A 25,720-nucleotide genomic window follows, 5' to 3' on the forward strand; every position below is an offset into this window, starting at 1 on the left:
ATTCCACAGTAGCTCCGTGGTAGAGCTATCGGCTGTTAACCGATCGGTCGCAGGTTCGAATCCTGCCTGTGGAGCCATATTGGAGAAGTACTCAAGTGGCTGAAGAGGCGCCCCTGCTAAGGGTGTAGGTCGTGTAAGCGGCGCGAGGGTTCAAATCCCTCCTTCTCCGCCATATGATTACAGATAGATAAGCTCTCAACTATCGGCCCGTTGGTCAAGCGGTTAAGACACCGCCCTTTCACGGCGGTAACACGGGTTCGAATCCCGTACGGGTCATCCAGAAACCTTGCAGAAAATGCAGGGTTTTTTTATTTTTTATAAATTATCATATGTCTTAGATTTCATCCATTATTCTATAAATAGACAACAAAAATCCCCATATATTTCGTTTTTCTTCGGAAAATGAAGGTAAATGTCAATAAGTATAAGCGCTTTCATGAAAGGGCTTTTTTTTATTTCTTCGAATAAATACTATAAATGAAAACTATGATGTCAGGAAGGATGATTACATGGCCGCTGCCAGCCCGACAGCACATGATGTTTATCTTTTTCACGAAGGCAGTCTGTTTAAAAGCTATCAGCTGTTTGGCTCGCATTTTCGCGAGCTGAATGGCCAAAGCGGATATGAATTTTGTGTGTGGGCGCCTCATGCGTCAGAAGTACGAGTGGCAGGGGATTTTAACAGCTGGGCAGGAGAACAGCATGTGATGCACAGAGTAAGCGATAGCGGCATCTGGACGTTATTTATTCCAGGTTTGGGAGAAAAGGAACGATATAAGTATGAAATCGTGACGAATAGCGGCGAGATCAGGCTGAAGGCAGATCCTTATGCTATTTATTCAGAAGTCAGGCCCAATACAGCGTCACTTACTTACGATCTGGGTAAGTACAGCTGGAAAGATCAATTATGGCAAAAGAAACAAAAGGCTAAGACGGTATATGAGAAGCCTGTTTTTATTTATGAGCTTCATCTCGGTTCGTGGAAGAAACATGCTGATGGCAGGCATTACTCCTATCAAGAATTAAGTCAGTCGCTTATCCCTTATATTAAAAAGCATGGGTTTACCCATGTTGAACTTCTTCCGATATATGAGCATCCTTATGACCGTTCTTGGGGGTACCAAGGTACGGGATATTACAGCCCCACAAGCAGGTTTGGCACGCCGCATGATTTGATGCAGTTTGTGGATGAATGCCATCAAGAAAACATCGGAGTCATTCTGGATTGGGTTCCCGGACATTTTTGTAAAGATGCACATGGCCTTTATATGTTTGATGGAGAGCCCCTTTATGAATATCAAGAAGAACGTGATCGGGAGAACTGGCTATGGGGCACAGCAAACTTTGACCTGGGAAAACCGGAAGTTCATAGTTTTTTAATTTCTAATGCGTTGTACTGGGCCGAAATCTATCATATAGATGGATTTAGGGTTGATGCAGTGGCTAATATCCTGTATTGGCCAAATCAGGATGAACGCCATACGAATCCATATGCTGTTGAATTTTTAAGAAAACTCAATCAAACCATGAGAGAGACTTTTCCGCATGTCATGATGATTGCGGAAGATTCTACAGAATGGCCTCAAGTGACGGGTGCCGTTGAGGAAGGGGGGCTCGGTTTTCATTTTAAATGGAATATGGGCTGGATGAATGACGTGCTGACATACATGGAGACGCCGCCGGAAGAAAGGCGTTATCGTCACGAGCTTATTTCTTTTTCATTGCTGTATGCGTTTAGCGAACATTTTGTATTGCCATTTTCTCATGATGAAGTTGTATACGGAAAAAAATCACTTCTTCATAAAATGCCTGGCGACTACTGGCAGAAATTTGCCCAGTATCGGCTTTTGCTCGGATATATGACAGCTCATCCCGGAAAGAAATTGATTTTTATGGGATCAGAATTTGCCCAATTTGATGAATGGAAAGACACAGAGCAGCTAGATTGGTTTTTGGACTCCTTCCCCATGCATCAGAAAGCCAGCGTTTTTACGCAAGATCTTCTCCGCTTTTATCAAAAAAGCAAAATCCTTTATGAACATGATCATCATGCCCAGTCGTTTGAATGGATTGATGTCCATAATGATGAACAATCGATCTTTTCTTTTATTCGTTATGGCAAAAGGCACGGTGAGGCACTGATCATCATTTGTAATTTTACACCCTCGGTCTATCATCAATATGATGTTGGTGTTCCTTTTCTAACCCAATACATCGAAGTGCTGAACAGCGATAGTGAAACATATGGAGGCTCAGGACAAATCAATAAGAAGCCGTTAACGGCTGAAAAGGGAGCGCTTCATCATAAACCGTTTTATATCACGATGACCATCCCCCCTTACGGCATTTCGATTTTACGGGCGGTTAAAAAAAGAGGAGAGATAAAATGATCAAAAAACAATGTGTAGCCATGCTCCTTGCCGGCGGAAAGGGCAGCCGTCTCAGCGGATTAACAAAACATATGGCCAAACCGGCTGTATCTTTCGGGGGAAAATACAGGATTATAGATTTTACGCTCAGCAACTGCTCCAACTCAGGTATAGATACAGTCGGGATTTTAACGCAATATCAGCCGCTTGAGCTGAATTCCTATATTGGAATCGGCAGTGCATGGGACCTTGACAGATATAATGGCGGCGTGACGGTGTTACCCCCTTATGCCGAGTCATCAGAAGTCAAATGGTATAAAGGGACGGCAAGCGCCATTTATGAAAATCTTAATTATTTGAATCAGTACGATCCTGAGTATGTGCTGATTTTATCAGGAGATCACATATACAAAATGGACTACGGCAAAATGCTTGATTTTCATATTGAAAAGAAAGCGGATGTAACGATCTCTGTCATCGAGGTGGGCTGGGAGGAAGCAAGCCGCTTTGGCATCATGAAGGCCGATGCAGATGGGACGATTACACATTTTGATGAAAAGCCCAAATTCCCTAAGAGCAATCTTGCCTCAATGGGCATTTATATATTCAATTGGCCGCTTTTGAAACAGTACCTTGAGATAGATGACCGGAACCCTTATTCAAGCCACGACTTCGGCAAAGATATTATTCCTCTGCTTTTGGAGGAGAAAAAGAAGCTTTCCGCTTATCCGTTTAAAGGATATTGGAAGGATGTCGGAACTGTTCAGAGCTTATGGGAGGCCAATATGGATTTGTTAAAGGAAGACTCGGAGCTCAAGCTGTTTGAACGCAAATGGAAAATTTACTCCGTCAATCCAAATCAGCCACCGCAATTTATTTCATCTGACGCACAGGTTCATGATTCGCTTGTGAACGAAGGGTGTGTTGTGTATGGAAATGTGTCTCACTCTGTTCTTTTTCAAGGTGTGACTGTCGGTAAGCATGCGTCTGTCACATCATCGGTCATTATGCCGGATGTGACGATCGGCGAGCATGTAGTGATTGAAAATGCCATCGTTCCTAAGGGTCTTGTGCTTCCGGATGGCACAGTGATTCGATCCGAAAAAGACATTCAGGAGGTGCTGCTCGTTTCAGAGGATTTTGTAGAAAAAGAATTGATTTAATACTGAAGAGGGGGCAAAGCCATTGTTCAATAATCAAATGTTAGGTGTTATAGATGAAACCACATATAAGCATTCTCTTCAGGATTTAACGGCACAGCGGTCGCTTGGTGCCATCCCTTTTGCCGGAAGGTACCGTCTGATTGATTTTATGCTTTCCAACATGGTGAACGCAGATATTAGAAGTGTTGCCATTTTTCCGAAGTATCGCTATCGTTCGCTTATGGATCATCTTGGAGCGGGTAAGGAGTGGGATTTGCATCGAAAAAAAGACGGCCTCTTTTTTTTCCCGTCTCCGCATCTTCATCACGAATACGATGAATTCGGTTCCTTTCGCCAGTTTTCGGACCATCTAGACTACTTCCACAGAAGCACACAGCAATATGCTGTTATCACAAACAGCCATACCGTGTGCAACATCCAATTTCAATTTGTGCTGAAACGCCATCAAGAGGTTGGCTGTGACATTACCGAGGTATTTCAGGACGGCCAGTCGCTGCAAATCTATATCATGTCTACAGCGCTTTTGAAGGACCTGATCTACGGACATAGTGAGAAAGGCTTTAAAACCATTCAGGAGGCTGTTGAAAAGGAATCAGCTTCCTTGACCATTTGTCCTTATGAATATACAGGTTATGCTGCTGTCATTGATTCGGTGGAAAAGTATTATACCCACAGTATGGAGCTTATTCAGCCTCGTTTTTGGCAGCAGGTGTTTTTGCCGCAGCAGCCGATCTATACAAAAGTAAAGGATGAGCCGCCGACGAAATACGGAAAACACAGCACTGTCAAAAATTCCTTGGTGGCAAACGGCTGTGTGCTTGAAGGAGAGGTTGAAAACTGCATTTTGTTCAGGGCGGTCCATGTCGGAAAGGGGACGAAGCTGAAAAACTGCATTGTTATGCAGAAAACGCAGATTGGCGAGGATTGTCTGCTTGAGCAGGTCATTTCTGATAAGGATGTTAAAATCGGAAATGCGACTGAGGCTGCGGGAACAGCTGACCATCCGCTTGTATTAAGAAAAGGTTTGGTGCAAGGAGAGCTGATGAATTCTTGAAGATATTATTTGCTGTGTCTGAATGCACCCCATTTGTTAAATCAGGAGGTCTTGCTGATGTAGCCGGCGCTCTGCCAAAGGCACTTGCGGAATTAGGCAATGAAGTTGCTGTGATGCTGCCGAAGTACAGCCAAATACCTGAGCTGTGGAAAAAGCGCATGAAAAAAAAGGCAGAGTGTACGGTTGCCGTCGGCTGGCGTCAGCAATATTGCGGAATTGAACATATGGCTGAAGATGATGTGAATTATTACTTCATTGACAATGAGTATTATTTCAGCAGGGATTCATTGTACGGGCATTATGATGACGGTGAGCGGTTTGCCTTTTTTTCAAGAGCTGTACTGGAGGCCGCCAAAGCTGTGAATGTTCAAGCCGATATTGTTCATACTCACGATTGGCATACAGCGATGGTCAACTATTTACTGAAAGAGGAGTACAGAAAACATCCTTTTTATGAACAGATGAAAAGCGTGCTCACGATCCACAACCTGCAGTTTCAAGGCATATTTCCTCCTGATGTCACCCATGACTTGCTTGGTCTTAAGATGGATCATTTTCATTATGAAAGGTTAGAATGCAACGGATTTGTTAATTTTATGAAGGCGGGCATCATTGCGGCAGATCATGTGACAACTGTAAGCCCTACTTACAGAAATGAAATATTGACGCCTTATTATGGTGAACAGCTGGAGCAGGTTCTGCGATATAGAGAAAATGACTTAACCGGCATTTTAAATGGCATTGATGATTCTTTCTACCAGCCGAAGAGCGATCCTTATATAGAGGCGCATTACGATTCGGATCATCTCACATGCAAGGAAGAAAATAAAACCAAGCTTCAGCAGAGGATGGGGCTTCCAGAGCGAAGCGATATTCCGCTGATCAGTATGGTGACAAGGCTCACTAAACAAAAGGGACTTGATCTTGTCCGCAGAATTATGCACGAACTTCTTGATGAGCAGGACATACAGCTGATTGTGCTGGGCACAGGGGAACGTGAATTTGAAGATTATTTCCGGTATGCAGAATTTGCTTTTCATGACAAATGCCGGGCGTATATTGGGTTTGATGAGCCGCTTGCCCATCAAATTTATGCGGGCTCTGATATGTTTCTGATGCCGTCAAAATTTGAGCCGTGCGGCTTAGGCCAGCTGATTGCTCTCCAATATGGCGCCATTCCGATTGTCAGAGAGACGGGCGGGCTTTATGACACTGTCCGTTCTTATCAGGAGAAGGAGGGAACGGGGAATGGATTTACGTTCTCTGCCTTCAATGCGCATGATCTGAAATTTACGATTGAGAGAGCGCTGTCGTTTTATCGCCAAAAGGATGTATGGAAGAGCATCATGAAGACCGCAATGAATGGAGATTACAGCTGGGAGCAGTCAGCGAAAGAGTATCAGCGCATTTTCGAGCATGTGACAAGGAGTGGACGGGATGTTCTCGAGTAAAGAACGCTTTGCAGCCTTATTTTTAAAGCGTCTGGAAATGACGTGCGGAAAAAGCTTTAAAGACTCTGCCAAGCTTGATCAATATAAAACGTTGGGCAATATGGTCAGAGAGTATATCAGCGCTGATTGGATCCAGACGAATGAAAAGAGCAGGTCCAATTCCGGGAAGCAGACGTATTATTTGTCGATCGAATTTCTTCTCGGTCAGCTCCTTGAACAAAATTTAATGAATCTTGGCGTTCGTGAGGTTGTAGAAGCAGGCTTGAAGGAAATTGGCATCAATTTAGAAGAGATCCTTCAGGTGGAGAGCGATGCAGGCCTTGGCAACGGCGGGCTTGGGCGCTTGGCTGCTTGCTTTTTAGATTCTTTGGCTTCGTTGAATTTGCCGGGGCACGGAATGGGGATTCGTTATAAGCATGGCTTATTTGAGCAAAAAATCGTTGACGGGCATCAAGTGGAGCTGCCTGAGCAATGGCTTAAAAACGGGAATGTGTGGGAAGTGAGAAATGCTGATCAGGCGGTTGACGTTCCGTTTTGGGGCGAGGTGCATATGACTGAAAAAAACGGGCATCTGCATTTTCGACACGAACAAGCAACATTCGTTACCGCCGTTCCTTATGACATTCCGATCATCGGCTATGAAACGGGCACCGTCAATACGTTGCGGCTTTGGAATGCCGAGCCTTATGCGCATTATCATGGCGGCAATATTTTGGCTTATAAGCGGGAAACAGAAGCTGTTTCTGAGTTTTTATACCCTGATGACACCCATGATGAGGGGAAAATTTTGCGGCTGAAGCAGCAGTATTTCTTAGTATGCGCAAGCTTAAAAAGCATTGTAAACAATTACCGAAAAACGAATAAATCTTTATCCGGCCTGCATAAAAAAGTAAGCATTCATATTAATGACACCCATCCTGCGCTTGCGGTGCCTGAGCTGATGCGGATTTTGCTCGATGAAGAGAACATGAGCTGGGAAGAGGCCTGGCACATTACCGTACATACGATTTCTTATACAAATCATACGACATTGTCAGAAGCGCTTGAGAAATGGCCGATTCATTTGTTTAAGCCGCTGCTCCCGCGAATGTATATGATTATTGAAGAGATCAATGAAAGATTTTGCCGAGCGGTATGGGAAAAATATCCTGGAGATTGGAAAAGAATAGAGGACATGGCGATTACGGCGCATGGTGTTGTCAAAATGGCTCATCTTGCCATCGTAGGCAGCTACAGTGTAAACGGCGTTGCCAAAATTCATTCTGATATTTTAAAGGAAAGGGAGATGCGCAACTTTCACTTACTGTTCCCGAATCGTTTTAACAATAAGACGAATGGAATTGCCCACAGGCGCTGGCTGTTAAAAGCGAATCCCGGCTTGTCTGCCATCATTACAGAGGCGATCGGCAATGAATGGGTGAAACAGCCGGAATCACTGATCAAATTAGAACCGTTTGCCTCTGATCCCGCTTTTATCGAGCAGTTTCAATACAACAAAAGCAGGAAAAAACAAGAGCTTGCCGATTTGATTTTTTGCACGGCTGGGGTGGTTGTGAATCCTGACAGCATATTCGACGTTCAGGTGAAACGGCTTCATGCATACAAACGGCAGCTGCTGAATGTTCTTCATATTATGTATTTGTATAACCGCCTCAAAGAGGACTCGGGATTTTCAATTTATCCGCAAACCTTTATTTTTGGGGCAAAGGCTTCACCAAGCTATCATTATGCCAAGAAAATCATTAAGCTGATCCATTCGGTCGCAGAAAAGGTCAACTATGATCCGGCAGTCAAACAGCTGATTAAGATTGTTTTTTTGGAAAACTACAGAGTTTCTATGGCTGAGCGGATTTTTCCGGCGTCCGATGTGAGTGAACAAATTTCAACCGCAAGCAAGGAAGCATCTGGTACAGGAAATATGAAGTTTATGATGAATGGCGCTTTGACGATCGGCACGCATGACGGTGCAAATATTGAAATTCTTGAGCGGGTGGGGCCTGATTGTATTTATACATTCGGTTTAAAGGCGGATGACGTATTATCGTATCAGGAAAACGGCGGTTATAGATCGAGGGAGTATTTTCAGCATGACCGCAGGATCAGACAGGTGGTGGAACAGCTGATCAACGGTTTTTTTGAAGGAGAAGCTGATGAATTTGAATCGATCTATGACTCGCTGCTTCCGCATAATGATGAGTATTTTGTACTGAAGGATTTCAGTTCGTATGCAGATGCCCATGAACGTATTCAAGCTGATTATCGTGATCGGCGGAAATGGTCTGAGCGCTCGATTTTAAACATTGCCCATTCGGGGTATTTTTCCAGCGACCGCACAATCCGGGAATATGCAAAAGACATTTGGGGAATCAAACCGATGATGTGAAAAAGCCGCTTTTACAGCGGCTTTTTGGTTTTACACATTCATTGAATAGATTGTAAAGGATAAGAACGTTGCAAATGAACTCCATAAGAAATAAGGCAACAGAAGATAGCTTGCGGCTCTGCTGTATTTGTTCGCTGCGATCATTAATAGGAGTGCAGTAATGGCGACAAGCAGGCAGTCAATCGAGGCAGCGAGCAAATTCTTTTGTGTAAACTGAAAAAAGCTGAATGCCTGATTAAGCACATAATTAATCAAAAGCGTAATCCAAAAGCTTTTCGCTTCTTTTACTGAAAACGCAGCAAACACAATGGCAGCTGAAAGAGAGATCAAGGCAAACAGGATGGCCCAAATAATGCCAATCACAGATCCGCTTGGCGTCCAGTCCGGTTTTTTCAATGAATTGTACCATTCTTGGTCAATCGGAAATAGGTAGTTTGCGGCTGAGAAAAGCGCGTATGTAATGATAAAAACCGCTATGGTGCCGACAATCTTCTTCATGTTTGAACCCTCCGTATGTATTTATTTTACAATTATACTTACCCTTTATCTTAAAAAAGATCAAACCCTCATATGCAGCAAACGTTAAAGAACCCCCAATACGGGGGTTCAATCAGCGTGGAGATCGCCGAATGTTGTCATGATTCCTTCTTCATCTAGTTCTTCCTCATAACGCTCATGAGCCCTGCTTTGATAGACAGTAATTTCTTTGCCTGTGATATCTGTAGCGATGAAATTTTCGTATGACTCTGTATTGCCGATATTTTCTTCGGCATTCATCGTCATATCATCATAGCTGAGCGGCGGGTTTTCCATATCCTGCGGAGTTTGCGAGTTTCCGTATTTTTCGACGTCCTGGTAGGAATCTTCACTGTCATAAGGGGCCCTGATTTCTTCATCATCGTCAAATTCAAATTGCCCGAAAGGTGTTTCTTCTTCGATCGGACGGTCTTTGGAAACGACATCCTGTGATGAATACTCTGCGAGCGTTGTAGCAGTCGGAAGCGCTTCAAGACGTTCGTAAGGGATTTCCTTTCCGCTGACCTCACAAATACCGTACGTACCGTTTTCTATCGCCTTCAATGAATGCTCAATGTCGCGGAGATGCTCACGCTCATGCAAGTCTAGAGCGATGTCTTTCTCACGCTCGTAAAGTTCTGTCGCCTGATCGCCGGGATGGTTGTCGTATGCCGAAAGCTCACCCCACGAATCATAAGGAAAGGCTGAGTTAAGCTGAAAATGGTCATTGTCTTTGAAACGGTTTAAGATATCTTTTTTCGTTTGTTCCAATTCATTTTTTAAATGCTGCAGCTGGTCTTTGGTAAGCAATGTGATCGCCTCGTTTCTCTGTAATGCATACCTTTAGTATGAACAGATCGCCTGAGAACTTTCATAAATAACGGATGGAGGAATATAGGATATTTCCCTTAAATGGTAAGCGGATACAACCTTTGCTATCAGTGGAGAAAGAAATTTAAGGTTTGTTTCTTTTTCATTTCTGAAATTAGGTTTATAATAGGTAGGGCAGGCCATTTGGACTGCATGATCTGTGTGTGTTTGACACAAAGGAGACACAGGTGTATGGTATTAAAAGCATTTTAAGGATTATGGAGGAATGTCTCATGGTGACAACGGTGCAGCGTATGTTCCGAAAGGAAGTTCTACATGCATTACATAAAGCCAAAGAAGTCAACCATGCTGTCTTAATAAGCTATTCGAGACAAATCGAGTCTCTTGACCCTCTATCATTTTTCAATTACGGAGCAAAAAAATATACAGGCAATCGATTTTTTTGGTCAGATCCTGAAAGTGAATTGACAATAGTCGGTCTTGGCAAAGAAGCGGTTTTCCAGACAAATCAAAAAAGCAGCGAGCGGTATCGCGAGGTTTTTGAACAATGGGAGCGCTTTAAAAAGACGGCTTTTCATATTTATGAAGAAGAAAAGCTGCAGCATTCTGCAGTGGGACCTGTGTTATTCGGAGGATTTTCTTTTGACCCTTGCGAAGAAAGAGGTACACAATGGGACCATTTCTCGGAAGGGGATTTCTTTGTGCCTTCGCTTATGCTGACAATGACTGCTGAAGGCCCATTCTTAACAGTCAACAGATGGGTAAGCGGAGAAGAAGATGCAGAGGCTGTTTTGGAAGGCTTAAAAGCTCTTGCAGTCGAATTCATTGTTCCTGATTTAGATCTGGGAAATCAGGCTGTGATCGAAGCATCTCAAGAGCTGGATAAGGATGATTGGCTGAAGGCAATTGAAACGGCAACAAGCCAAATAAAAGAGAAACAATATGATAAAGTTGTTCTTGCACGAGAGCTGCTGCTTACATTTGAAGGCCCGGTTAAAATTGAACCGGTGCTTAAAACGCTTTTGACTGATCAGCAGACAAGCTATGTTTTTGCAATCGAACAGGAAGGCAAAACTTTTGTCGGCGCGTCTCCGGAAAGACTGATCAAAAGAGACGGCAGCACTGTCATGTCTACTTGTCTGGCGGGCTCCATAAAGCGCGGCGCCGATGAAGAAGAAGACCGCCGTATCGGCCTTGAATTGTTAAACGATGAGAAAAATTTGCTGGAGCATGATATTGTTGTAGGCATGATCCATAACGCTTTTGTATCAAGCTGTTCTGACGTTGAAAAGCCTGACGAACCTGTATTGTACAAAACAAAAAGCGTTCAGCACTTATATACGCCGATTGTCGGGCAGCTTCGTGAGTCTGCTTCACTTTTTGACTTAATTGAGAAACTGCATCCTACGCCGGCGCTTGGGGGAGCACCTCAGAAAAAAGCTGTCGAAGTGATCAGAGAGATCGAACCGATGTCCCGCGGCTGGTATGCAGCCCCTATCGGCTGGATTGACAGCCATGATAACGGGGAATTCGCGGTGGCCATCCGTTCAGGACTGATCGAGGGGAGCACAGCAAGGCTGTTTGCCGGGTGCGGTATTGTGGAAGACTCAGACCCGAAATCGGAATATGAAGAAACGCAGATTAAATTAAAGCCGATGGTCTCTGCATTAGGAGGTGAGGGGCGATGACAGCCAACCCGATTACACATTACATCGGAAGTTTTATTGATGAATTCGCCCTTTCTGGAATCACGGACGCTGTCGTTTGCCCGGGCTCAAGATCTACACCGCTGGCTATTCTTGCAGCGGCTCATCCCGATATCAGTGTCCACGTGCAAATTGATGAAAGATCTGCCGGATTTTTTGCTTTAGGGCTGGCAAAAGCGAAGCAGCGTCCCGTGCTTTTGATCTGTACATCGGGTACAGCAGCGGCCAACTTTTATCCGGCTGTGATTGAAGCCCATTATTCAAGAGTGCCAATTATTGTGTTAACTGCTGATCGGCCTCACGAGCTGCGCGAAGTAGGCGCACCGCAGGCTATTAATCAGCACTTCTTATTCGGTAACTTTGTTAAGTTTTTCACAGACTCTGCTCTTCCAGAAGAGTCTCCTCATATGCTGAGATATATTCGGACGCTGGCCGGCCGCGCCGCCGGAGAAGCGCAAAAGCGCCCAATGGGGCCTGTGCATGTGAATGTGCCGCTCCGTGAGCCGCTGATGCCGGATCTATCAGCTGAGCCGTTTGGACGAATGAGAACAGGCCGTCACGTGTCTGTCAAAACGGGTACGCAGTCCGTTGACCGCGAATCTCTTTCTGATGTTGCTGAGCTTTTGGCAGAGGCTGAAAAAGGAATGATCGTCTGCGGAGAGCTTCACAGTGAAACGGATAAGGAAAACATTATTGCGCTGTCAAAGACGCTTCAGTATCCGATTTTAGCGGACCCGCTGTCTAATCTGCGGAACGGCGTTCATGATAAAAGCACTGTCATTGATGCGTACGATTCATTTTTGAAAGATGATGAGCTGAAGGCGAGGCTGCGTCCCGATGTTGTCATCCGTTTTGGGCCGATGCCTGTTTCAAAACCGGTTTTTTTATGGCTAAAGGATGATACTGCGATTCAGCAGATAGTGATTGACGAGGATGGAGGGTGGAGAGACCCGACACAGGCAAGTGCGCACATGATTCATTGCAATGCGTCTGCTTTTTCTGAAGCAATTATGGCTGGCCTTGCAGGCATTGCCAGATCATCAGAATGGCTGGAAAAGTGGCAGTTTGTCAATGAACGGTTCCGAGAGCATCTGCAAACAATCAGCAGTGAAGAGGTTTCGTTTGAAGGCAATCTCTATCGCATTCTTCAGCACCTTGTGCCTGAAAACAGCTCTCTCTTTGTCGGCAACAGCATGCCAATTAGGGATGTTGATACGTTTTTTGAAAAGCAGGACCGCCCTTTCCGGATTTATTCAAACCGGGGCGCAAATGGGATAGACGGTGTCGTCTCCTCTGCCATGGGGGTGTATGAAGGAACAAAAGCGCCTGTCACCCTCGTGATTGGAGATTTATCTTTTTATCACGATTTAAACGGATTGCTGGCGGCCAAAAAGCTGGGCATTCCACTTACTGTGATTCTCGTGAATAATGACGGCGGAGGCATTTTCTCATTTTTGCCTCAGGCGGCTGAAAAAGCACACTTTGAAGATTTGTTCGGCACGCCGACAGGGCTGGATTTCAAGCACGCGTCCGCACTTTACGGCGGAACGTATTCATGCCCGGCATCATGGGATGAATTCAAAGCAACTTACGCGCCGCAGGCAGACAAGCCCGGACTGCATTTGATAGAAATTAAAACGGATCGCCAATCAAGAGTACAGCTTCATCGTGATATGCTGAATGAGGCTGTGCAGGAAGTGAAAAAACAATGGGAACTGTAAACATAACAGTTTCAGATGGTGTCCGATATGCTGTGACAGACGAGGGGCCGAATGCTTCCGTAGCCGTCGTCTGTCTGCACGGGTTTACCGGCAGCAAACAATCATGGAGTTTTCTTGCTGGATTGCTGCCTGATTCCCGTTTGATCAAAATCGATTGTTTAGGGCATGGTGAAACCGATGCCCCGCTGAATGGAAGAAGATACAGCACAAGCAGGCAAGTTTCTGACCTTGCCGAGATTTTTGATCAGTTAAAACTTCACAAAGTGAAATTGATTGGGTATTCTATGGGAGGGAGGCTTGCTTATTCTTTTGCGGCAGCATATCCCGAACGGGTATCGGCACTTGTGCTTGAAAGCACAACGCCGGGGCTCAAAACGCTTGAGGAACGGCGGGAACGGATCATGAGAGACCGGAAGCTTGCTGATTTTATTTTGCGTGACGGAATCGAAGCATTTGTGCAGTATTGGGAGAGCATCCCTCTGTTTTCATCCCAGCAGCAGCTGGCTGATGATATTCGGCACAGAATACGGTCAGGCCGTCTGCGAAACAATAAGATTGGTCTTGCAAACAGCTTAACCGGAATGGGCACCGGCTCGCAGCCTTCCTTGTGGAGCCGTGTGGAAAAAATATCCGTGCCTGCACTGCTGATCTGCGGGGAGTGGGACGAAAAATTTTGCACCATTAATCAAGAGGTGCATAAGAAGCTTCCATCTAGTAGAATAGAGATTGTTCCAAAAGCCGGCCATACGGTCCATGTGGAACAGCCGCGAATTTTTGGTAAAATAGTGAGTGAGTTTTTGACAAGCATCTGACTCATTCGCATAGAGAATTAAAGGAGGTCATCATATGGCTGCAGAATGGAAAACAAAACGGACATACGATGAAATATTGTATGAAACGTATAATGGTATTGCAAAAATAACAATCAACCGCCCTGAGGTACATAACGCGTTTACGCCTAAAACGGTTGCTGAAATGATTGACGCGTTTGCTGACGCAAGAGATGATCAAAATATCGGGGTTATCGTGCTTGCCGGAGCCGGAGACAAAGCATTTTGTTCTGGCGGAGACCAAAAAGTGCGCGGCCACGGCGGTTATGTAGGAGATGACCAAATTCCTCGTCTTAACGTTCTGGATCTTCAGCGTTTAATTCGCGTCATTCCGAAACCGGTTGTCGCGATGGTGTCCGGATATGCCATCGGAGGAGGCCATGTGCTTCACATCGTATGTGACTTGACAATCGCTGCTGACAACGCCATTTTTGGACAAACAGGCCCTAAAGTGGGAAGCTTTGACGCTGGTTACGGTTCTGGCTACCTGGCTCGAATCGTAGGACATAAAAAAGCCCGTGAAATCTGGTATCTGTGCCGTCAGTACAACGCACAGGAAGCGCTTGACATGGGTCTTGTGAATACTGTGGTTCCTTTGGAACAACTTGAAGAAGAAACGATTAAATGGTGTGAAGAAATGCTTGAAAAAAGCCCAACCGCACTTCGTTTTCTTAAAGCTGCGTTTAACGCGGATACAGACGGACTTGCTGGGATTCAGCAGTTTGCAGGGGATGCTACCCTTCTTTACTACACAACTGATGAAGCAAAAGAAGGCCGTGATTCCTTTAAGGAAAAACGCAAACCTGATTTCGGACAGTTCCCTCGTTTCCCGTGATCAGCAATACTTAGTAAACCAACAGCTTGAGACTTTGCGGTCCAAGCTGTTTTCTTTTCAATACAGACATTTTACCTCGGAGATGATGACATGCTGACAGAACAGCCCAACTGGCTCATGCAGCGGGCACAGCTGACACCTGAGAGAATCGCTCTCATCTATGAAGACCAAACTGTGACATTTGCAGAATTGTTTGCTGCGTCTAAGCGGATGGCATCGCAGCTTGCTGCCCATTCGGTCCGGAAAGGGGACACTGCCGCTATTTTGCTCCAAAACCGTGCAGAAATGGTATACGCCGTTCACGCTTGTTTTTTGCTCGGTGTTAAAGCAGTGCTTCTGAATACAAAACTGTCAACACATGAAAGACTGTTTCAGCTGGAGGATTCAGGCGCCCGCTTTTTACTGACAGATTCAAGCTTTAAAAGACAAGATTATGAGCACATCGTTCAAACCATTGATGTCGATGAACTGATGAAAGAAGCCGCAGGGGAAATTGAGATCCAGCCTTATATGCATATGGATGCAACGGCAACGCTGATGTATACGTCGGGTACCACAGGAAAGCCCAAGGGGGTTCAGCAAACGTTCGGAAACCATTATTTCAGTGCGGTGTCGTCCGCGCTCAATTTGGGTATAACAGAACAAGACCGCTGGCTTATCGCATTGCCGCTCTTTCATATCAGCGGTTTGTCCGCGTTATTTAAATCTGTGATTTACGGAATGGCTGTCGTGCTTCACCAGCGTTTTTCCGTAAGCGATGTACTGGATTCTATCAACAGACATCAAGTGACAATGATATCTGCGGTGCAGACAATGCTGGCCAGTCTTTTGGAAGAAACGAGCCGCTGTCCTGAATCGATCAGATGCATTCTGCTCGGCGGAGGCCCTGCACCGTTGCCATTGCTTGAGGAATGCCGTGCGAAAGGATTCCCCGTCTTTCAGTCATATGGAATGACAGAGACATGCTCACAAATTGTTACCCTGTCGCCGGAATTCAGTATGGAAAAGCTCGGATCTGCGGGGAAACCGCTGTTTTCATGCGAGATCAAAATAGAGCGTGACGGTCAGGCGTGTAAGCCGTTTGAACACGGTGAAATCATGGTCAAAGGCCCGAATGTCATGAAAAGCTATTTTAAGCGGGAGAGCGCAAACGAAGCATCCTTTGAAAAGGGCTGGCTTAAAACAGGTGATCTTGGGTATTTGGACAGCGACGGCTTTTTATATGTATTAGACAGACGTTCAGATCTGATCATATCTGGAGGAGAAAACATTTACCCTGCTGAAGTGGAGTCAGTGCTGCTCTCGCACCCCGCTGTAGCCGAAGCAGGTGTTTCAGGTGCTGAGGACAAGAAATGGGGGAAAGTCCCCCACGCTTATCTTGTTCTTCACAAGCCTGTGAGTGCAGAAGAGTTGACCGCCTACTGCAAAGACCGCTTGGCGAAGTATAAAATTCCGGCAAAATTCTTTGTCCTTGACCGCCTGCCGCGCAATGCGTCTAATAAGCTCTTGCGAAATCAGCTGAAGGATGCGCGTAAAGGAGAACTGCTATGATCGAAATAGAGAAAATTACGCTTTACCATTTGAGCATGAATTTAAAGAAACCGTTCAAAAACAGTATTGAAACGCTTCAAGAACGAAAATTTCTAATCGTGGAAGCCATTGATACATCCGGTATCACTGGCTGGGGAGAAGTATCTGCGTTCTCTTCGCCTTGGTACACCGAGGAAACCATTGGAACATGTTTGCATATGTTAAAGGATTTTTTTATTCCCAATATTGTCGGACGTGAATTTAAGCATCCTTCCGAAGTGCCGGACAGTCTGGCGCGCTTCAAAGGAAACCGGATGGCAAAAGCAGGACTTGAATCGGCAGTCTGGGATATCTATGCGAAAAAGAAGGGCATACCTCTTGCCGAGGCATTGGGCGGGACAAGAGATAAAGTCCCTGCCGGGGTGGTTGTCGGCCTGGCGCCTCTTGATGATATGCTGAAGGAAATTGAGAGCTATCAAAAAGAAGGATATCAAAGAATAAAAATTAAAATTCAGCCCGGGCAGGACGTGGAGTTGGTCAAGGCCATCCGCAGCCGATTCCCAAACATCCCGCTCATGGCTGATGCCAATTCCTCCTATGAGCTCAAGGATATCAGCCGTTTAAAGGAGCTCGATGAGTATCAGTTAATGATGATTGAGCAGCCGCTCCAAGCTGACGACATTGTGGACCACCGCCACTTGCAAAAACATTTGAAAACCGCCATTTGCCTTGATGAAAGCATTTGTTCAGCTGAAGATGCGAGACGGGCGATTGAGCTCGGAAGCTGCAAAATCATTAATATTAAGCCCTCCCGTGTCGGCGGCTTAACAGAAGCCTTAAAAATTCATGATTTATGCAGAGAGCATCATATGCAGGTTTGGGTCGGCGGCATGCTGGAAACAGGCATTTCCAGAGCCCAGAACGTAGCGCTTGCTTCACTGCCGCAATTCACAATACCCGGAGACATCTCCTCATCCTCCCGCTATTGGGATGAGGATATTGTGACTCCTGATATCCATATTGATAATGGATTTATTTCTGTGTCAAACCAGCCTGGTTTAGGGGTTGAAGTGAACCAGGACATTATGCGAAAATACGTGACCAAAATGGATGTTTTCACGCAGCATGGGTAAGAAAAAAGCATTTTGCCTGTTTGAGAGAACGCCAGTGCGCTGTTATAGTAAAAGCGTTCGTTGAATACATCCCTTCTCGTTTGGACCGGCTGCTGCCAGCAGCCGGTTTTTTTTAGTGCAATTAGAGCTTGACAAAAGTGGATAAACGCGATAATTTTGCACTAAGGAAACTTTTTGTCTCGTCTAAATAAAATGTGCTTTTGTCTAATTAAATGTCACATGTCTAAGAAATGAAAACATAAAATAATACAATCGGACATTGATGGCAATGAGGAGGGAAAATATGAAACAGGGACTGATGGCGGCATTGCTTTTTGCTTGCATGGCTTTAACGGGATGCGGAACCGATTCAGCCGGAAAAAGGGCTGATCAGCGGTTGCAGGTAACGGCAACAACATCCCAAATTGCCGATGCAGCTGAAAATATCGGAGGAAATCATGTAAAAGTCACCTCTTTAATGGGGCCGGGAGTCGATCCGCACCTTTACAAAGCTTCACAAGGTGACACACAAAAATTAATGTCAGCCGATGTTGTTTTATACAGCGGATTGCATTTAGAAGGGAAAATGGAGGGCGTTCTCCAAAAAATCGGTGAACAAAAACAAGCAGCGGCAGTCGGCGAGGCTATTCCGAAAAGCAAGCTTATTTCTGCCGGAGAAGGCAAGACGTACGATCCCCACGTTTGGTTCAGCATTCCGTTATGGATCTATGCGGTGGATGAAATCGAAGCGCAATTCAGCAAAGCGATGCCTGAGCATGAGGAAGATTTTCAGAAAAATGCCAAGGAGTACAAAGAGAATTTGGAATATTTAGATAAATGGGCGCGTCAGGAGATCGCCCGCATTCCGGAGAAAAGCCGTGTGCTTGTGACGGCTCACGATGCCTTTGCGTACTTTGGGAAAGAGTATGGATTTCAGGTGGAAGGCCTGCAGGGACTCAGCACAGATTCAGATTACGGATTAAAGGATGTTCAGGAACTGGTCAATCTCCTGACGGATAAACAAATAAAAGCTGTTTTTGTAGAAAGCAGTGTATCTGAAAAATCGATAAATGCAGTAGCAGAAGGGGCTAAAGAAAAAGGCCATACCGTCACAATCGGCGGACAGCTCTATTCGGATGCCATGGGTGAAAAAGGCACAAAAGAAGGCACATACGAAGGAATGTTCCGCCACAATATCAACACAATTACCAAAGCGCTTAAATAAAGAAAAGAGGTGAAGGATATGTTCCCTGTTGAGCTCGATAATGTTACGGTTGCTTATCATAAAAAGCCTGTTCTCCAAGACATTTCACTGCAGGTGCCGGAAGGGAAACTGATTGGCATTATCGGTCCAAACGGCGCGGGAAAATCAACCTTGATCAAAACCATTCTCGGTCTTGTGCCAAGGGCTTCAGGAGACATCTCTATTTACGGCAAAGACTATAAGGATCAGCGGACAAGAATCGGGTATGTTCCGCAGCGCGGCTCGGTTGACTGGGATTTTCCCACAAGCGCGCTCGATGTCGTGCTGATGGGGAGATACGGCCGAATCGGCTTATTGAAAAAGCCCAAAAAAGCCGATGTGGAAATAGCAAAGGCTGCTTTAGCAAAAGTCGGGATGCTCGATTATGCGAAAAGGCAGATCAGCCAGCTGTCAGGCGGCCAACAGCAGCGGGTGTTTCTTGCCCGGGCGCTCTGCCAGGACGCCGACATTTATTTTATGGATGAACCGTTTGCCGGCGTTGATGCAGCGACAGAGCGGGCGATTATGACGCTTATGGCAGAACTCAAAGAAATAGGGAAAACAGTGCTTGTCGTCCACCACGACCTGCAGACCGCAGAGGATTATTTCGATTGGATTTTACTGCTTCATCTAAGAAAAATCGCTTTCGGACCGGCAGAAAACGTTTTTACGATTGATAACCTCCAAAAAACGTATGGAGGAAGGCTGACGTTCCTAAAAGATAAAGTGCTGGCAGAAGGACAGAAGGGGTGAGCACATTGTTTGATAGTTTGTGGCTGCAGCTCCAGCATCCAAATACACAGTGGGTGCTGGCGGGTACGCTTTTGCTCGGGGCGGCAAGCGGTGTTTTGGGCAGCTTTGTTCTGCTTAGAAAGCAAAGTTTAATCGGGGATGCGATGGCTCATTCAGCTCTGCCGGGAGTATGTCTCGCTTTTCTGTTCACCGGGCAAAAATCACTGCCATTCTTTTTGCTGGGAGCAGCGCTTGCCGGTTTGCTCGGGACATGGTTTATTCAGCTGATTCCGCGGCTTTCAAAAACAAAAGAGGATTCGGCGATCGGGATTGTTCTCTCTGTGTTTTTTGGTGTAGGAATCATACTGCTGACATATATCCAGCAGCAGGGATCGGGAAGCCAAAGCGGGCTTGATTCTTTTCTATTCGGCCAGGCGGCTTCATTGGTCAGACAGGATATCATGCTGATTGGAGGCATATCCACTGTATTGCTGTTCCTTTGCATTGTATTCTTTAAGGAGTTCACGTTGATTACGTTCGATCCTGCGTTTGGAAAGGGATTGGGCCTGCCAGTGCGCTTTTTAAACGGGCTTTTGGCTTTCCTTATTGTCTGTGCTGTCGTTATTGGGCTTCAGACAGTTGGTGTGATTTTAATGGCGGCTATGCTAATTACGCCAGCCATAGCTGCAAGGTATTGGACCGAGCGATTAGCCGGAATGGTGGTAATTGCCGGAATCGTAGGCGGTATAAGCGGCGTGGCCGGAACCTTGCTGAGCACGACGATGAATGGCATGGCGACGGGGCCATTAATGATTTTATCAGCAACAATGATGTTTCTCTTTTCCATGATTTGTGCCCCTAAGCGTGGATTGGCGGCAAAAGCGATAAGGCTGATAAGGCTGCGGCGCAGAACAAGCCGGGAGCAGGTGCTGCTAACAATTTATGAGCAATATGAAAACAATGATCTTTATGTAACGGCTGAAGGCATAAGAAAGAAAAGGCAGTTATCCCCTTCATTGTGCCGTAAGGTATTGAATGAAATGGAAAAAGAGAGCTTCATCGTGCGTATCGAAAACGGGATTTGGCAAGTGACTCGCACGGGGATAGAAAAAGGCTATTCCATTGCTTTGAAGCAGCGGATGTATGAAGTGTACCTCATGCATGAAATGGAGCTTGCGGATACAGAATTCGATCAGGAGGATTTTGTCCTGGAGCGTTTGCCTATGGAAACGAGAGAGCGGCTTTTTTCACTCTTAAAGCTGTATGGACGGATGCCTGAGATTCGAAGGGCGTCTCCTGATGCTGAGAAGGGACAGATCGCAAATGAGTTTTGAAGCATGGATTATCGCTACTGGTGTATTAGTCGGCGTAAGCTGCGCATTGATCGGCACATTTCTCGTGTTGAGACGAATGGCGATGCTGGCCGACGCAATCAGCCATACCGTGTTGCTTGGCATCGTCGGTGCTTTTCTTGTGACAGGAAGTCTTGACGGAATTCCTATGTTTATCGGCGCTGCCGTATCTGGTCTGTTAACGGCATTTTTGGTTCAGCTTCTTCACAGCAAGGGGGTTCAATCAGATGCCGCAATAGGAGTTGTATTTACATCCTTATTTGCAGTCGGCGTCATTCTGCTTTCTGTGTATGGAGCGAATGTCCATCTCGATATTGAGCACTCGTTAATGGGAGAAATCGCTTTTGTGCCGTGGAATACGGTCACGGTATTCGGAGTGGACATCGGGCCGCAAGCGTTTTGGATGCTGGCATCTGTTTTGGTTTTAAATGTAGTGTTGATAAGTGTGTGCTATAAGGAGTTCAAGATCGCTTCGTTTGATCCGCAAATGGCTTTGGCACTGGGTATACCGGTTTTGCTGATTCATTATGTGCAAATGGGGATGCTGTCGCTGACGACTGTGGCTTCCTTTGATTCGGTTGGTGCTGTATTGGTTGTGGCAATGCTGATTGTCCCGCCTGCTGCGGCTCATTTGCTGACTGACAGGCTGCTTTCTATGCTGATCCTCAGTGCGGTGATTGGAGGGCTATCAGCGGTCATGGGCTATTTCGCTGCAACGTGGCTTAATGTTTCGATTTCCGGAGCGATGGCAGCCATGACAGGTGTATGTTATGCAGGTGCCTTTTTGTTTTCACCTTCAAACGGGGTCATGGTAAAAAAGATGAGGACACTGAACATGCGAAAAGAAAGAGCTGGCTGATGCAGCTCTTTCTTTTGATTACAAATCATGCGGCTTAAACGTTTTGCAGTCCGTTTCCCGGCTGTTTTCAGCTGTTTCACCCGTATGGCTGACAACATAAATGGCATCAGCGGTACATTTGTTTCCTTTGCCCCAATAAGAACAGTTGTTGACTTCACATAGAATTTTCTGCTCCATGCCATCCCCTCCTTATAAAGGTTCTGGCTTAGTATAGCCGGCGGGCTGGTCCTCTATTCCTCCTGGCGGATATACCGTTTATCTCGCATAAACATCTTCCAGAAGAAATAGAACCCCGGAAAGAGAATGATAAATGCAACGATATACGTCGCAAACAGTGCCCTGAACGTTGCCGGCTCTGTGAAGCCCGACATGACTGTTACATCAGGGTAAATCATATAAGGGAGATGCGCCCGACCGTACGCATAGCTTGCCAGAAAGTACTGTACCGCAATCGCGACTAGTGCAAGCCGCGGCTTTCCGATGTTTTGGCCAAAGCTCTTGTTAGGCAGAAAAAGAGCAATCCCCGCAATGACAAATGTAATGAACGATGCAATAATCCAAGAGAAATCATTCATCATTCCGGTATAAAGCCAGTTCGCTTCATTTCGCATTGTCAGCATAATGCATACAGCAAACAGGAGTGAAATCGGGCCGGTAATCATGGCGCTCTTTCTGTAAGCGCGGTACGCATCCTGTTCCTCCGCCACATTTGAAAAATCAGCAAGCAGCAGCGAGGACAAAAATAAAGTGCTTAAAATCGCAAACCCGATAAATGAATAGGCGTTGGGGCTTGAAAAAATGTTAGACATGTTCAAGTTATAGATTCCGTCCGTTTTTTCTATAAATCCCCCGTGTGTTACCGGAAGCACCAAAATTAAAATAGCAGGGATGATAAAGCCGGAGATGCCGGAAATATATCTTAGTAATTTTCGTTCTTTCGCTGTGTTTGAAAAAACGAGAAACCCGCTTCGGATCGCTAACAGCAGTAAAATCATGCTGCCGGGAATTAATAAAACGGTTCCGAGCACGAATGTCGCGCCAGGGAAAAAGCTGAAAAGCGCCACGACGATGGCCACAATAAAGACGTTTGTGACCTCCCAAGTCGGGGACAGAAATCGGTTCGCAATATCGGTGGCTTTCATGTGCTCCTTGTTTAAATAGATCATAGACCAAAATCCCGCTCCAAAATCCATTGTCGCCATGACGGCGTAGATAAACACAAAGCCCCAGATAATTGAGATGGCGATCAGAGCGTCAGTTGAGATGTCCATTTGTCGATCTTCCTTCCATTTGGTTTCCTGTTTGCGGAGCCATTACGACTCCGCTGTATTTAAATCTTCGTCAACCGGGTGCTTGCGGAAATAGTACAGCAGCACGTAGACAACAGCAGCGCCTAACACGGCGTAAACAAATGTGAAAAATAAGAAGAGCACCCCGATGGAGCCGGTCGTTGTCACGACATCCGACGTTTTCAGGAGATGATAGATGACCCAAGGCTGCCGCCCGGTACAGGCGAAAATCCAGCCAAATTCAATGCCGATGATGCTAAAAGGTCCTGCTGTCATAAAAATGACCAATAGCCACGTCGGGAAACGGTCTTTCTTTAGCACCTTTCTCCAGACGACACCGATAATGGAATAAAGGATCAGCAGCATTCCTACTCCGACCATTGCATTAAACAGCGTGTGAATGAACAGCGGCGGCCATTCGTCTCTTGGAAATGCATTTAACCCTTTTACAACAGTGTCAAAGCGGTTCGCTGCCAAAAAGCTCAACGCCCATGGAATCTCGATGGCCCATTTGACTTTTTCTTCATTCGGGTCGGTAAAACCGCCGATAGCAAGAGGGGCATGAGATCTTGTTTCAAACAACCCTTCCGCGCCGGCTAGTTTTTCGGGCTGATATTCGTATAGCATCTGAGCTGATTCGTGCCCGTTCAGTGCTGTCACCAATGAAAAGATTCCGCCAATTGTCAGTGCAAGCAAAAGGGCTTTTCGGTGAAAGCGATAGACGTTTTCCTTTTTTCTCGACCGGATCATTTTATATGCGGCAACAGAAGCAACGATAAAGGCCCCCGTCATAAATGCAGACAGTACGACATGGCCGGCAGTAACAAAAAAGCTCGGGTTAAAAAACGCGGCCCAAGGATCAACATCTGTAATTTTTCCGTTTACAATTTTAAAGCCGGCCGGCGTACCTTCAAAGGCGTGAACATTTGTGATCAGAACAGCCGACGCAGCGGCACCGACTAACACAAAGAAAACAGCAACAATCCTCATCGCCGGTGACAAGCGGTCAGCGGCGTATACATAAATCGACATGAATAGAGCTTCAACAAAAAAAGCATAGATTTCAATTTGAAACGGCAGGGACATGACCCGTCCGATGACTTCCATAAATCCCGGCCATAAAAGTGCGAGCTGAGTGCCCGCTATCGTCCCGGTCGGTATGGCGACCCCCAGCAAAACGGCTTGTGCTTTCGTCCATCTCTTCGCCATAATCGCATAATGGTCATCTTTCGTTTTTTGATAGATCAATTCAGCCACTAAAATCATGAGCGGCAGACCGACGCCAAGCGTTGCGAAAATGATATGAAAGCCCATTGTTGTGCCAAAAAGGCTTCTGGCCAAAACTAAATCATCCACAATCGTAAACCACCTTTCGAAAGACGTTCTGTATGTATTTTGGGTTTATTATTTGCTTCCACGGTTAGATTATTCTTCCTATTCTTAAATGCCGTGAGGTTTACGATGTGAAAACGCAGGGAAGGATGTAAGGAGATTGACAAATCGTTTGTCAGGATATAAAATAAAACGTAATTATTACGATTTAGAAAGGGGATACACATGAAAGAAGGAATTCATCCAAAGAACCACAAAGTCATTTTTCAGGATGTCAACAGCGGATACCGTTTTCTCAGCACCTCTACTAAAACATCTAATGAAACAGCAGAGTGGGAAGATGGCAACACATATCCGGTCATAAAAGTAGAGGTCAGCTCTGACACGCATCCGTTCTATACAGGCCGCCAGAAATTCAATGAAAAAGGCGGACGAGTGGAGCAGTTCAAAAAACGCTATAATATGGGGAAATGAGGCAGACCTGAGGGTTTGTCTTTTTTTATGCCGAGTTTCATTTCGGTAAGGTGACGTACAGTCAGGCACTGTGATATATTTAAGAGTAAAAAGACAGAAAGGGTCAACTAGATATGAGCCTACTAAATGATATTCTTGAATTTAACAAGACATTTACTGAACAAAGGGAGTACGAAAAGTATCAGACGTCAAAATTTCCAGATAAAAAAATGGCGATTCTTTCTTGCATGGATACTCGTTTAGTTGAACTGCTGCCGCATGCGATGAATATGCGAAACGGTGATGTGAAAATCATTAAAAGTGCCGGTGCGCTAGTGACACACCCATTTGGGAGCATCATGAGAAGCTTGCTTGTCGCAGTGTACGAGCTGAACGCTGATGAGGTATGCGTGATCGGGCATCATGATTGCGGCATGAGCAAAATCAGCAGCAAAAGCATGCTTGAAAAAATCAAAGAAAGAGGAATTCCCGAAGAGCGCATCAAAACATTAATGTACTCCGGTGTGGACTTTGATCAATGGTTTAAAAGCTTTGATTCGGTGGAAGCGAGTGTGAAGGACAGCGTAAACGTTATTAAACATCATCCGCTGTTCCCGGAAAACGTTCCGGTCCATGGCTTAGTCATTGACCCTGAAACCGGCAAACTGGATCTTGTCGTAAACGGCTATAACAATTAATGTTTTTGTTTCTTTTCAGGTACGGGATCGACTCCTCCCGGATGAAACGGGTGGCATTTTAAAATTCGTTTGATGGTCAGCCATCCGCCTTTTAAGGCGCCATGTGTTTTAATCGCTTCAATTCCATATTGGGAACAAGTCGGATAGAAGCGGCATGTTGGCGGTGTCAGGGGAGAGATGAATTTTTGATATCCCCTGATCAGAGCGATAAATAGGGTTTTCATATGTCTTCAGCAACCTTTCTGATGCAAGTATAAGAAA

The 25,720-nt window shown here is 45.5% G+C and carries 23 protein-coding genes and 3 tRNA genes; 20 read left to right on the forward strand and 6 right to left on the reverse strand.

Features of this window, described 5'->3' with window-relative positions; all coding sequences use genetic code 11:
- The first annotated feature begins 2 nt into the window (after positions 1-2).
- From MOC09_RS09380 to glgP, 8 genes are all read left to right on the forward strand, one after another.
- Positions 3-77: transfer RNA gene (locus MOC09_RS09380), tRNA-Asn, on the forward strand.
- A gap of 4 nt (positions 78-81) precedes the next feature.
- Positions 82-172: transfer RNA gene (locus tag MOC09_RS09385), tRNA-Ser, on the forward strand.
- Between the two features lie 32 nt (positions 173-204).
- Positions 205-276: transfer RNA gene (locus tag MOC09_RS09390), tRNA-Glu, on the forward strand.
- Between the two features lie 233 nt (positions 277-509).
- Positions 510-2,390: a 1,4-alpha-glucan branching enzyme gene (gene glgB / locus MOC09_RS09395; RefSeq protein WP_268370344.1), complete on the forward strand. Its 1,881-nt coding sequence runs from the start codon at positions 510-512 to the stop codon at positions 2,388-2,390.
- On the forward strand, positions 2,390-3,532 hold the full coding sequence (locus tag MOC09_RS09400; protein ID WP_268370550.1) for a glucose-1-phosphate adenylyltransferase: 1,143 nt from the start codon (positions 2,390-2,392) through the stop codon (positions 3,530-3,532). Before glgB ends, MOC09_RS09400 begins: the two co-directional genes overlap by 1 nt.
- A 22-nt stretch (positions 3,533-3,554) precedes the next feature.
- Positions 3,555-4,586: a glucose-1-phosphate adenylyltransferase subunit GlgD gene (gene glgD / locus MOC09_RS09405; RefSeq protein ID WP_268370346.1), complete on the forward strand. Its 1,032-nt coding sequence runs from the start codon at positions 3,555-3,557 to the stop codon at positions 4,584-4,586.
- Entirely contained in the window at positions 4,583-6,037 is a 1,455-nt protein-coding gene (gene glgA / locus MOC09_RS09410) for a glycogen synthase GlgA (RefSeq protein ID WP_268367246.1), read from the forward strand. Before glgD ends, glgA begins: the two co-directional genes overlap by 4 nt.
- On the forward strand, positions 6,024-8,420 hold the full coding sequence (gene glgP, locus MOC09_RS09415) for a glycogen phosphorylase GlgP (RefSeq protein ID WP_268370348.1): 2,397 nt from the start codon (positions 6,024-6,026) through the stop codon (positions 8,418-8,420). The genes glgA and glgP overlap by 14 nt, the downstream gene beginning before the upstream one ends.
- A gap of 30 nt (positions 8,421-8,450) precedes the next feature.
- Here glgP and MOC09_RS09420 read toward each other — a convergent pair whose 3' ends face one another.
- The gene (locus MOC09_RS09420; protein ID WP_268370350.1) at positions 8,451-8,918 is read right to left on the reverse strand and encodes a TspO/MBR family protein; all 468 of its coding nucleotides are present in this window, start codon (positions 8,916-8,918) and stop codon (positions 8,451-8,453) included.
- 108 nt (positions 8,919-9,026) lie between these two features.
- A complete protein-coding gene (locus MOC09_RS09425; protein ID WP_268362838.1) occupies positions 9,027-9,746 on the reverse strand; it encodes a yteA family sporulation protein in 720 nt (239 codons plus the stop codon).
- 293 nt (positions 9,747-10,039) lie between these two features.
- Between MOC09_RS09425 and MOC09_RS09430 the strand changes: the two genes are divergently transcribed.
- The 10 genes from MOC09_RS09430 to mntD all read left to right on the forward strand — a co-directional run bounded on the left by MOC09_RS09430 (position 10,040) and on the right by mntD (position 21,687).
- Positions 10,040-11,455, forward strand: coding sequence for an isochorismate synthase (locus MOC09_RS09430; RefSeq protein WP_268370351.1), 1,416 nt, complete (start codon positions 10,040-10,042; stop codon positions 11,453-11,455).
- On the forward strand, positions 11,452-13,194 hold the full coding sequence (gene menD, locus MOC09_RS09435; protein ID WP_268370352.1) for a 2-succinyl-5-enolpyruvyl-6-hydroxy-3-cyclohexene-1-carboxylic-acid synthase: 1,743 nt from the start codon (positions 11,452-11,454) through the stop codon (positions 13,192-13,194). Before MOC09_RS09430 ends, menD begins: the two co-directional genes overlap by 4 nt.
- Positions 13,182-14,006: a 2-succinyl-6-hydroxy-2,4-cyclohexadiene-1-carboxylate synthase gene (gene menH / locus MOC09_RS09440; RefSeq protein WP_268360300.1), complete on the forward strand. Its 825-nt coding sequence runs from the start codon at positions 13,182-13,184 to the stop codon at positions 14,004-14,006. Before menD ends, menH begins: the two co-directional genes overlap by 13 nt.
- A gap of 34 nt (positions 14,007-14,040) precedes the next feature.
- A complete protein-coding gene (gene menB, locus MOC09_RS09445; RefSeq protein ID WP_268360299.1) occupies positions 14,041-14,859 on the forward strand; it encodes a 1,4-dihydroxy-2-naphthoyl-CoA synthase in 819 nt (272 codons plus the stop codon).
- A gap of 90 nt (positions 14,860-14,949) precedes the next feature.
- Positions 14,950-16,410, forward strand: a complete 1,461-nt coding sequence (locus tag MOC09_RS09450) for an o-succinylbenzoate--CoA ligase (protein WP_268370353.1) — start codon at positions 14,950-14,952, stop codon at positions 16,408-16,410.
- The gene (menC, locus tag MOC09_RS09455) at positions 16,407-17,522 is read left to right on the forward strand and encodes an o-succinylbenzoate synthase (RefSeq protein ID WP_268360297.1); all 1,116 of its coding nucleotides are present in this window, start codon (positions 16,407-16,409) and stop codon (positions 17,520-17,522) included. Before MOC09_RS09450 ends, menC begins: the two co-directional genes overlap by 4 nt.
- Positions 17,523-17,805: 283 nt before the next feature.
- Positions 17,806-18,726, forward strand: a complete 921-nt coding sequence (locus MOC09_RS09460) for a metal ABC transporter solute-binding protein, Zn/Mn family (protein ID WP_268360296.1) — start codon at positions 17,806-17,808, stop codon at positions 18,724-18,726.
- 18 nt (positions 18,727-18,744) lie between these two features.
- Complete coding sequence (gene mntB, locus MOC09_RS09465) at positions 18,745-19,497, forward strand: manganese ABC transporter ATP-binding protein MntB (RefSeq protein ID WP_268370354.1); 753 nt, start codon at positions 18,745-18,747, stop codon at positions 19,495-19,497.
- 5 nt (positions 19,498-19,502) lie between these two features.
- The gene (locus MOC09_RS09470) at positions 19,503-20,810 is read left to right on the forward strand and encodes a metal ABC transporter permease (RefSeq protein ID WP_268370355.1); all 1,308 of its coding nucleotides are present in this window, start codon (positions 19,503-19,505) and stop codon (positions 20,808-20,810) included.
- Complete coding sequence (gene mntD, locus MOC09_RS09475; protein WP_268370356.1) at positions 20,800-21,687, forward strand: manganese ABC transporter permease MntD; 888 nt, start codon at positions 20,800-20,802, stop codon at positions 21,685-21,687. Before MOC09_RS09470 ends, mntD begins: the two co-directional genes overlap by 11 nt.
- A gap of 18 nt (positions 21,688-21,705) precedes the next feature.
- Here mntD and MOC09_RS09480 read toward each other — a convergent pair whose 3' ends face one another.
- Genes MOC09_RS09480 through MOC09_RS09490 form a run of 3 tightly spaced genes read right to left on the reverse strand, consistent with a single transcriptional unit; the run spans position 21,706 to position 24,332 of the window.
- Positions 21,706-21,864 (reverse strand): DUF1540 domain-containing protein, encoded by a 159-nt coding sequence (locus MOC09_RS09480; protein WP_003229069.1) that lies wholly within the window; start codon positions 21,862-21,864, stop codon positions 21,706-21,708.
- 53 nt (positions 21,865-21,917) lie between these two features.
- Positions 21,918-22,958, reverse strand: coding sequence for a cytochrome d ubiquinol oxidase subunit II (locus MOC09_RS09485; protein WP_268360293.1), 1,041 nt, complete (start codon positions 22,956-22,958; stop codon positions 21,918-21,920).
- Between the two features lie 42 nt (positions 22,959-23,000).
- Positions 23,001-24,332, reverse strand: coding sequence for a cytochrome ubiquinol oxidase subunit I (locus tag MOC09_RS09490; RefSeq protein ID WP_268360292.1), 1,332 nt, complete (start codon positions 24,330-24,332; stop codon positions 23,001-23,003).
- Between the two features lie 201 nt (positions 24,333-24,533).
- On the opposite strand from MOC09_RS09490, the gene MOC09_RS09495 reads away from it, so the two are divergent.
- Positions 24,534-24,782 carry a type B 50S ribosomal protein L31 gene (locus tag MOC09_RS09495; protein WP_003219346.1) on the forward strand — a complete coding sequence of 83 codons (249 nt, stop codon included), beginning with the start codon at positions 24,534-24,536 and terminating at the stop codon, positions 24,780-24,782.
- Positions 24,783-24,895: 113 nt separating this feature from the next.
- Positions 24,896-25,459, forward strand: coding sequence for a beta-class carbonic anhydrase (locus MOC09_RS09500; RefSeq protein WP_268360291.1), 564 nt, complete (start codon positions 24,896-24,898; stop codon positions 25,457-25,459).
- Here MOC09_RS09500 and yidD read toward each other — a convergent pair.
- On the reverse strand, positions 25,456-25,683 hold the full coding sequence (gene yidD / locus MOC09_RS09505; protein ID WP_003229076.1) for a membrane protein insertion efficiency factor YidD: 228 nt from the start codon (positions 25,681-25,683) through the stop codon (positions 25,456-25,458). The genes MOC09_RS09500 and yidD overlap by 4 nt on opposite strands.
- Between the last annotated feature and the right edge of the window lie 37 nt (positions 25,684-25,720).

Origin of the sequence: Bacillus sp. N12A5 (assembly GCF_026790125.1) — a bacterium.
In the GTDB taxonomy this organism is placed as follows: domain Bacteria; phylum Bacillota; class Bacilli; order Bacillales; family Bacillaceae; genus Bacillus.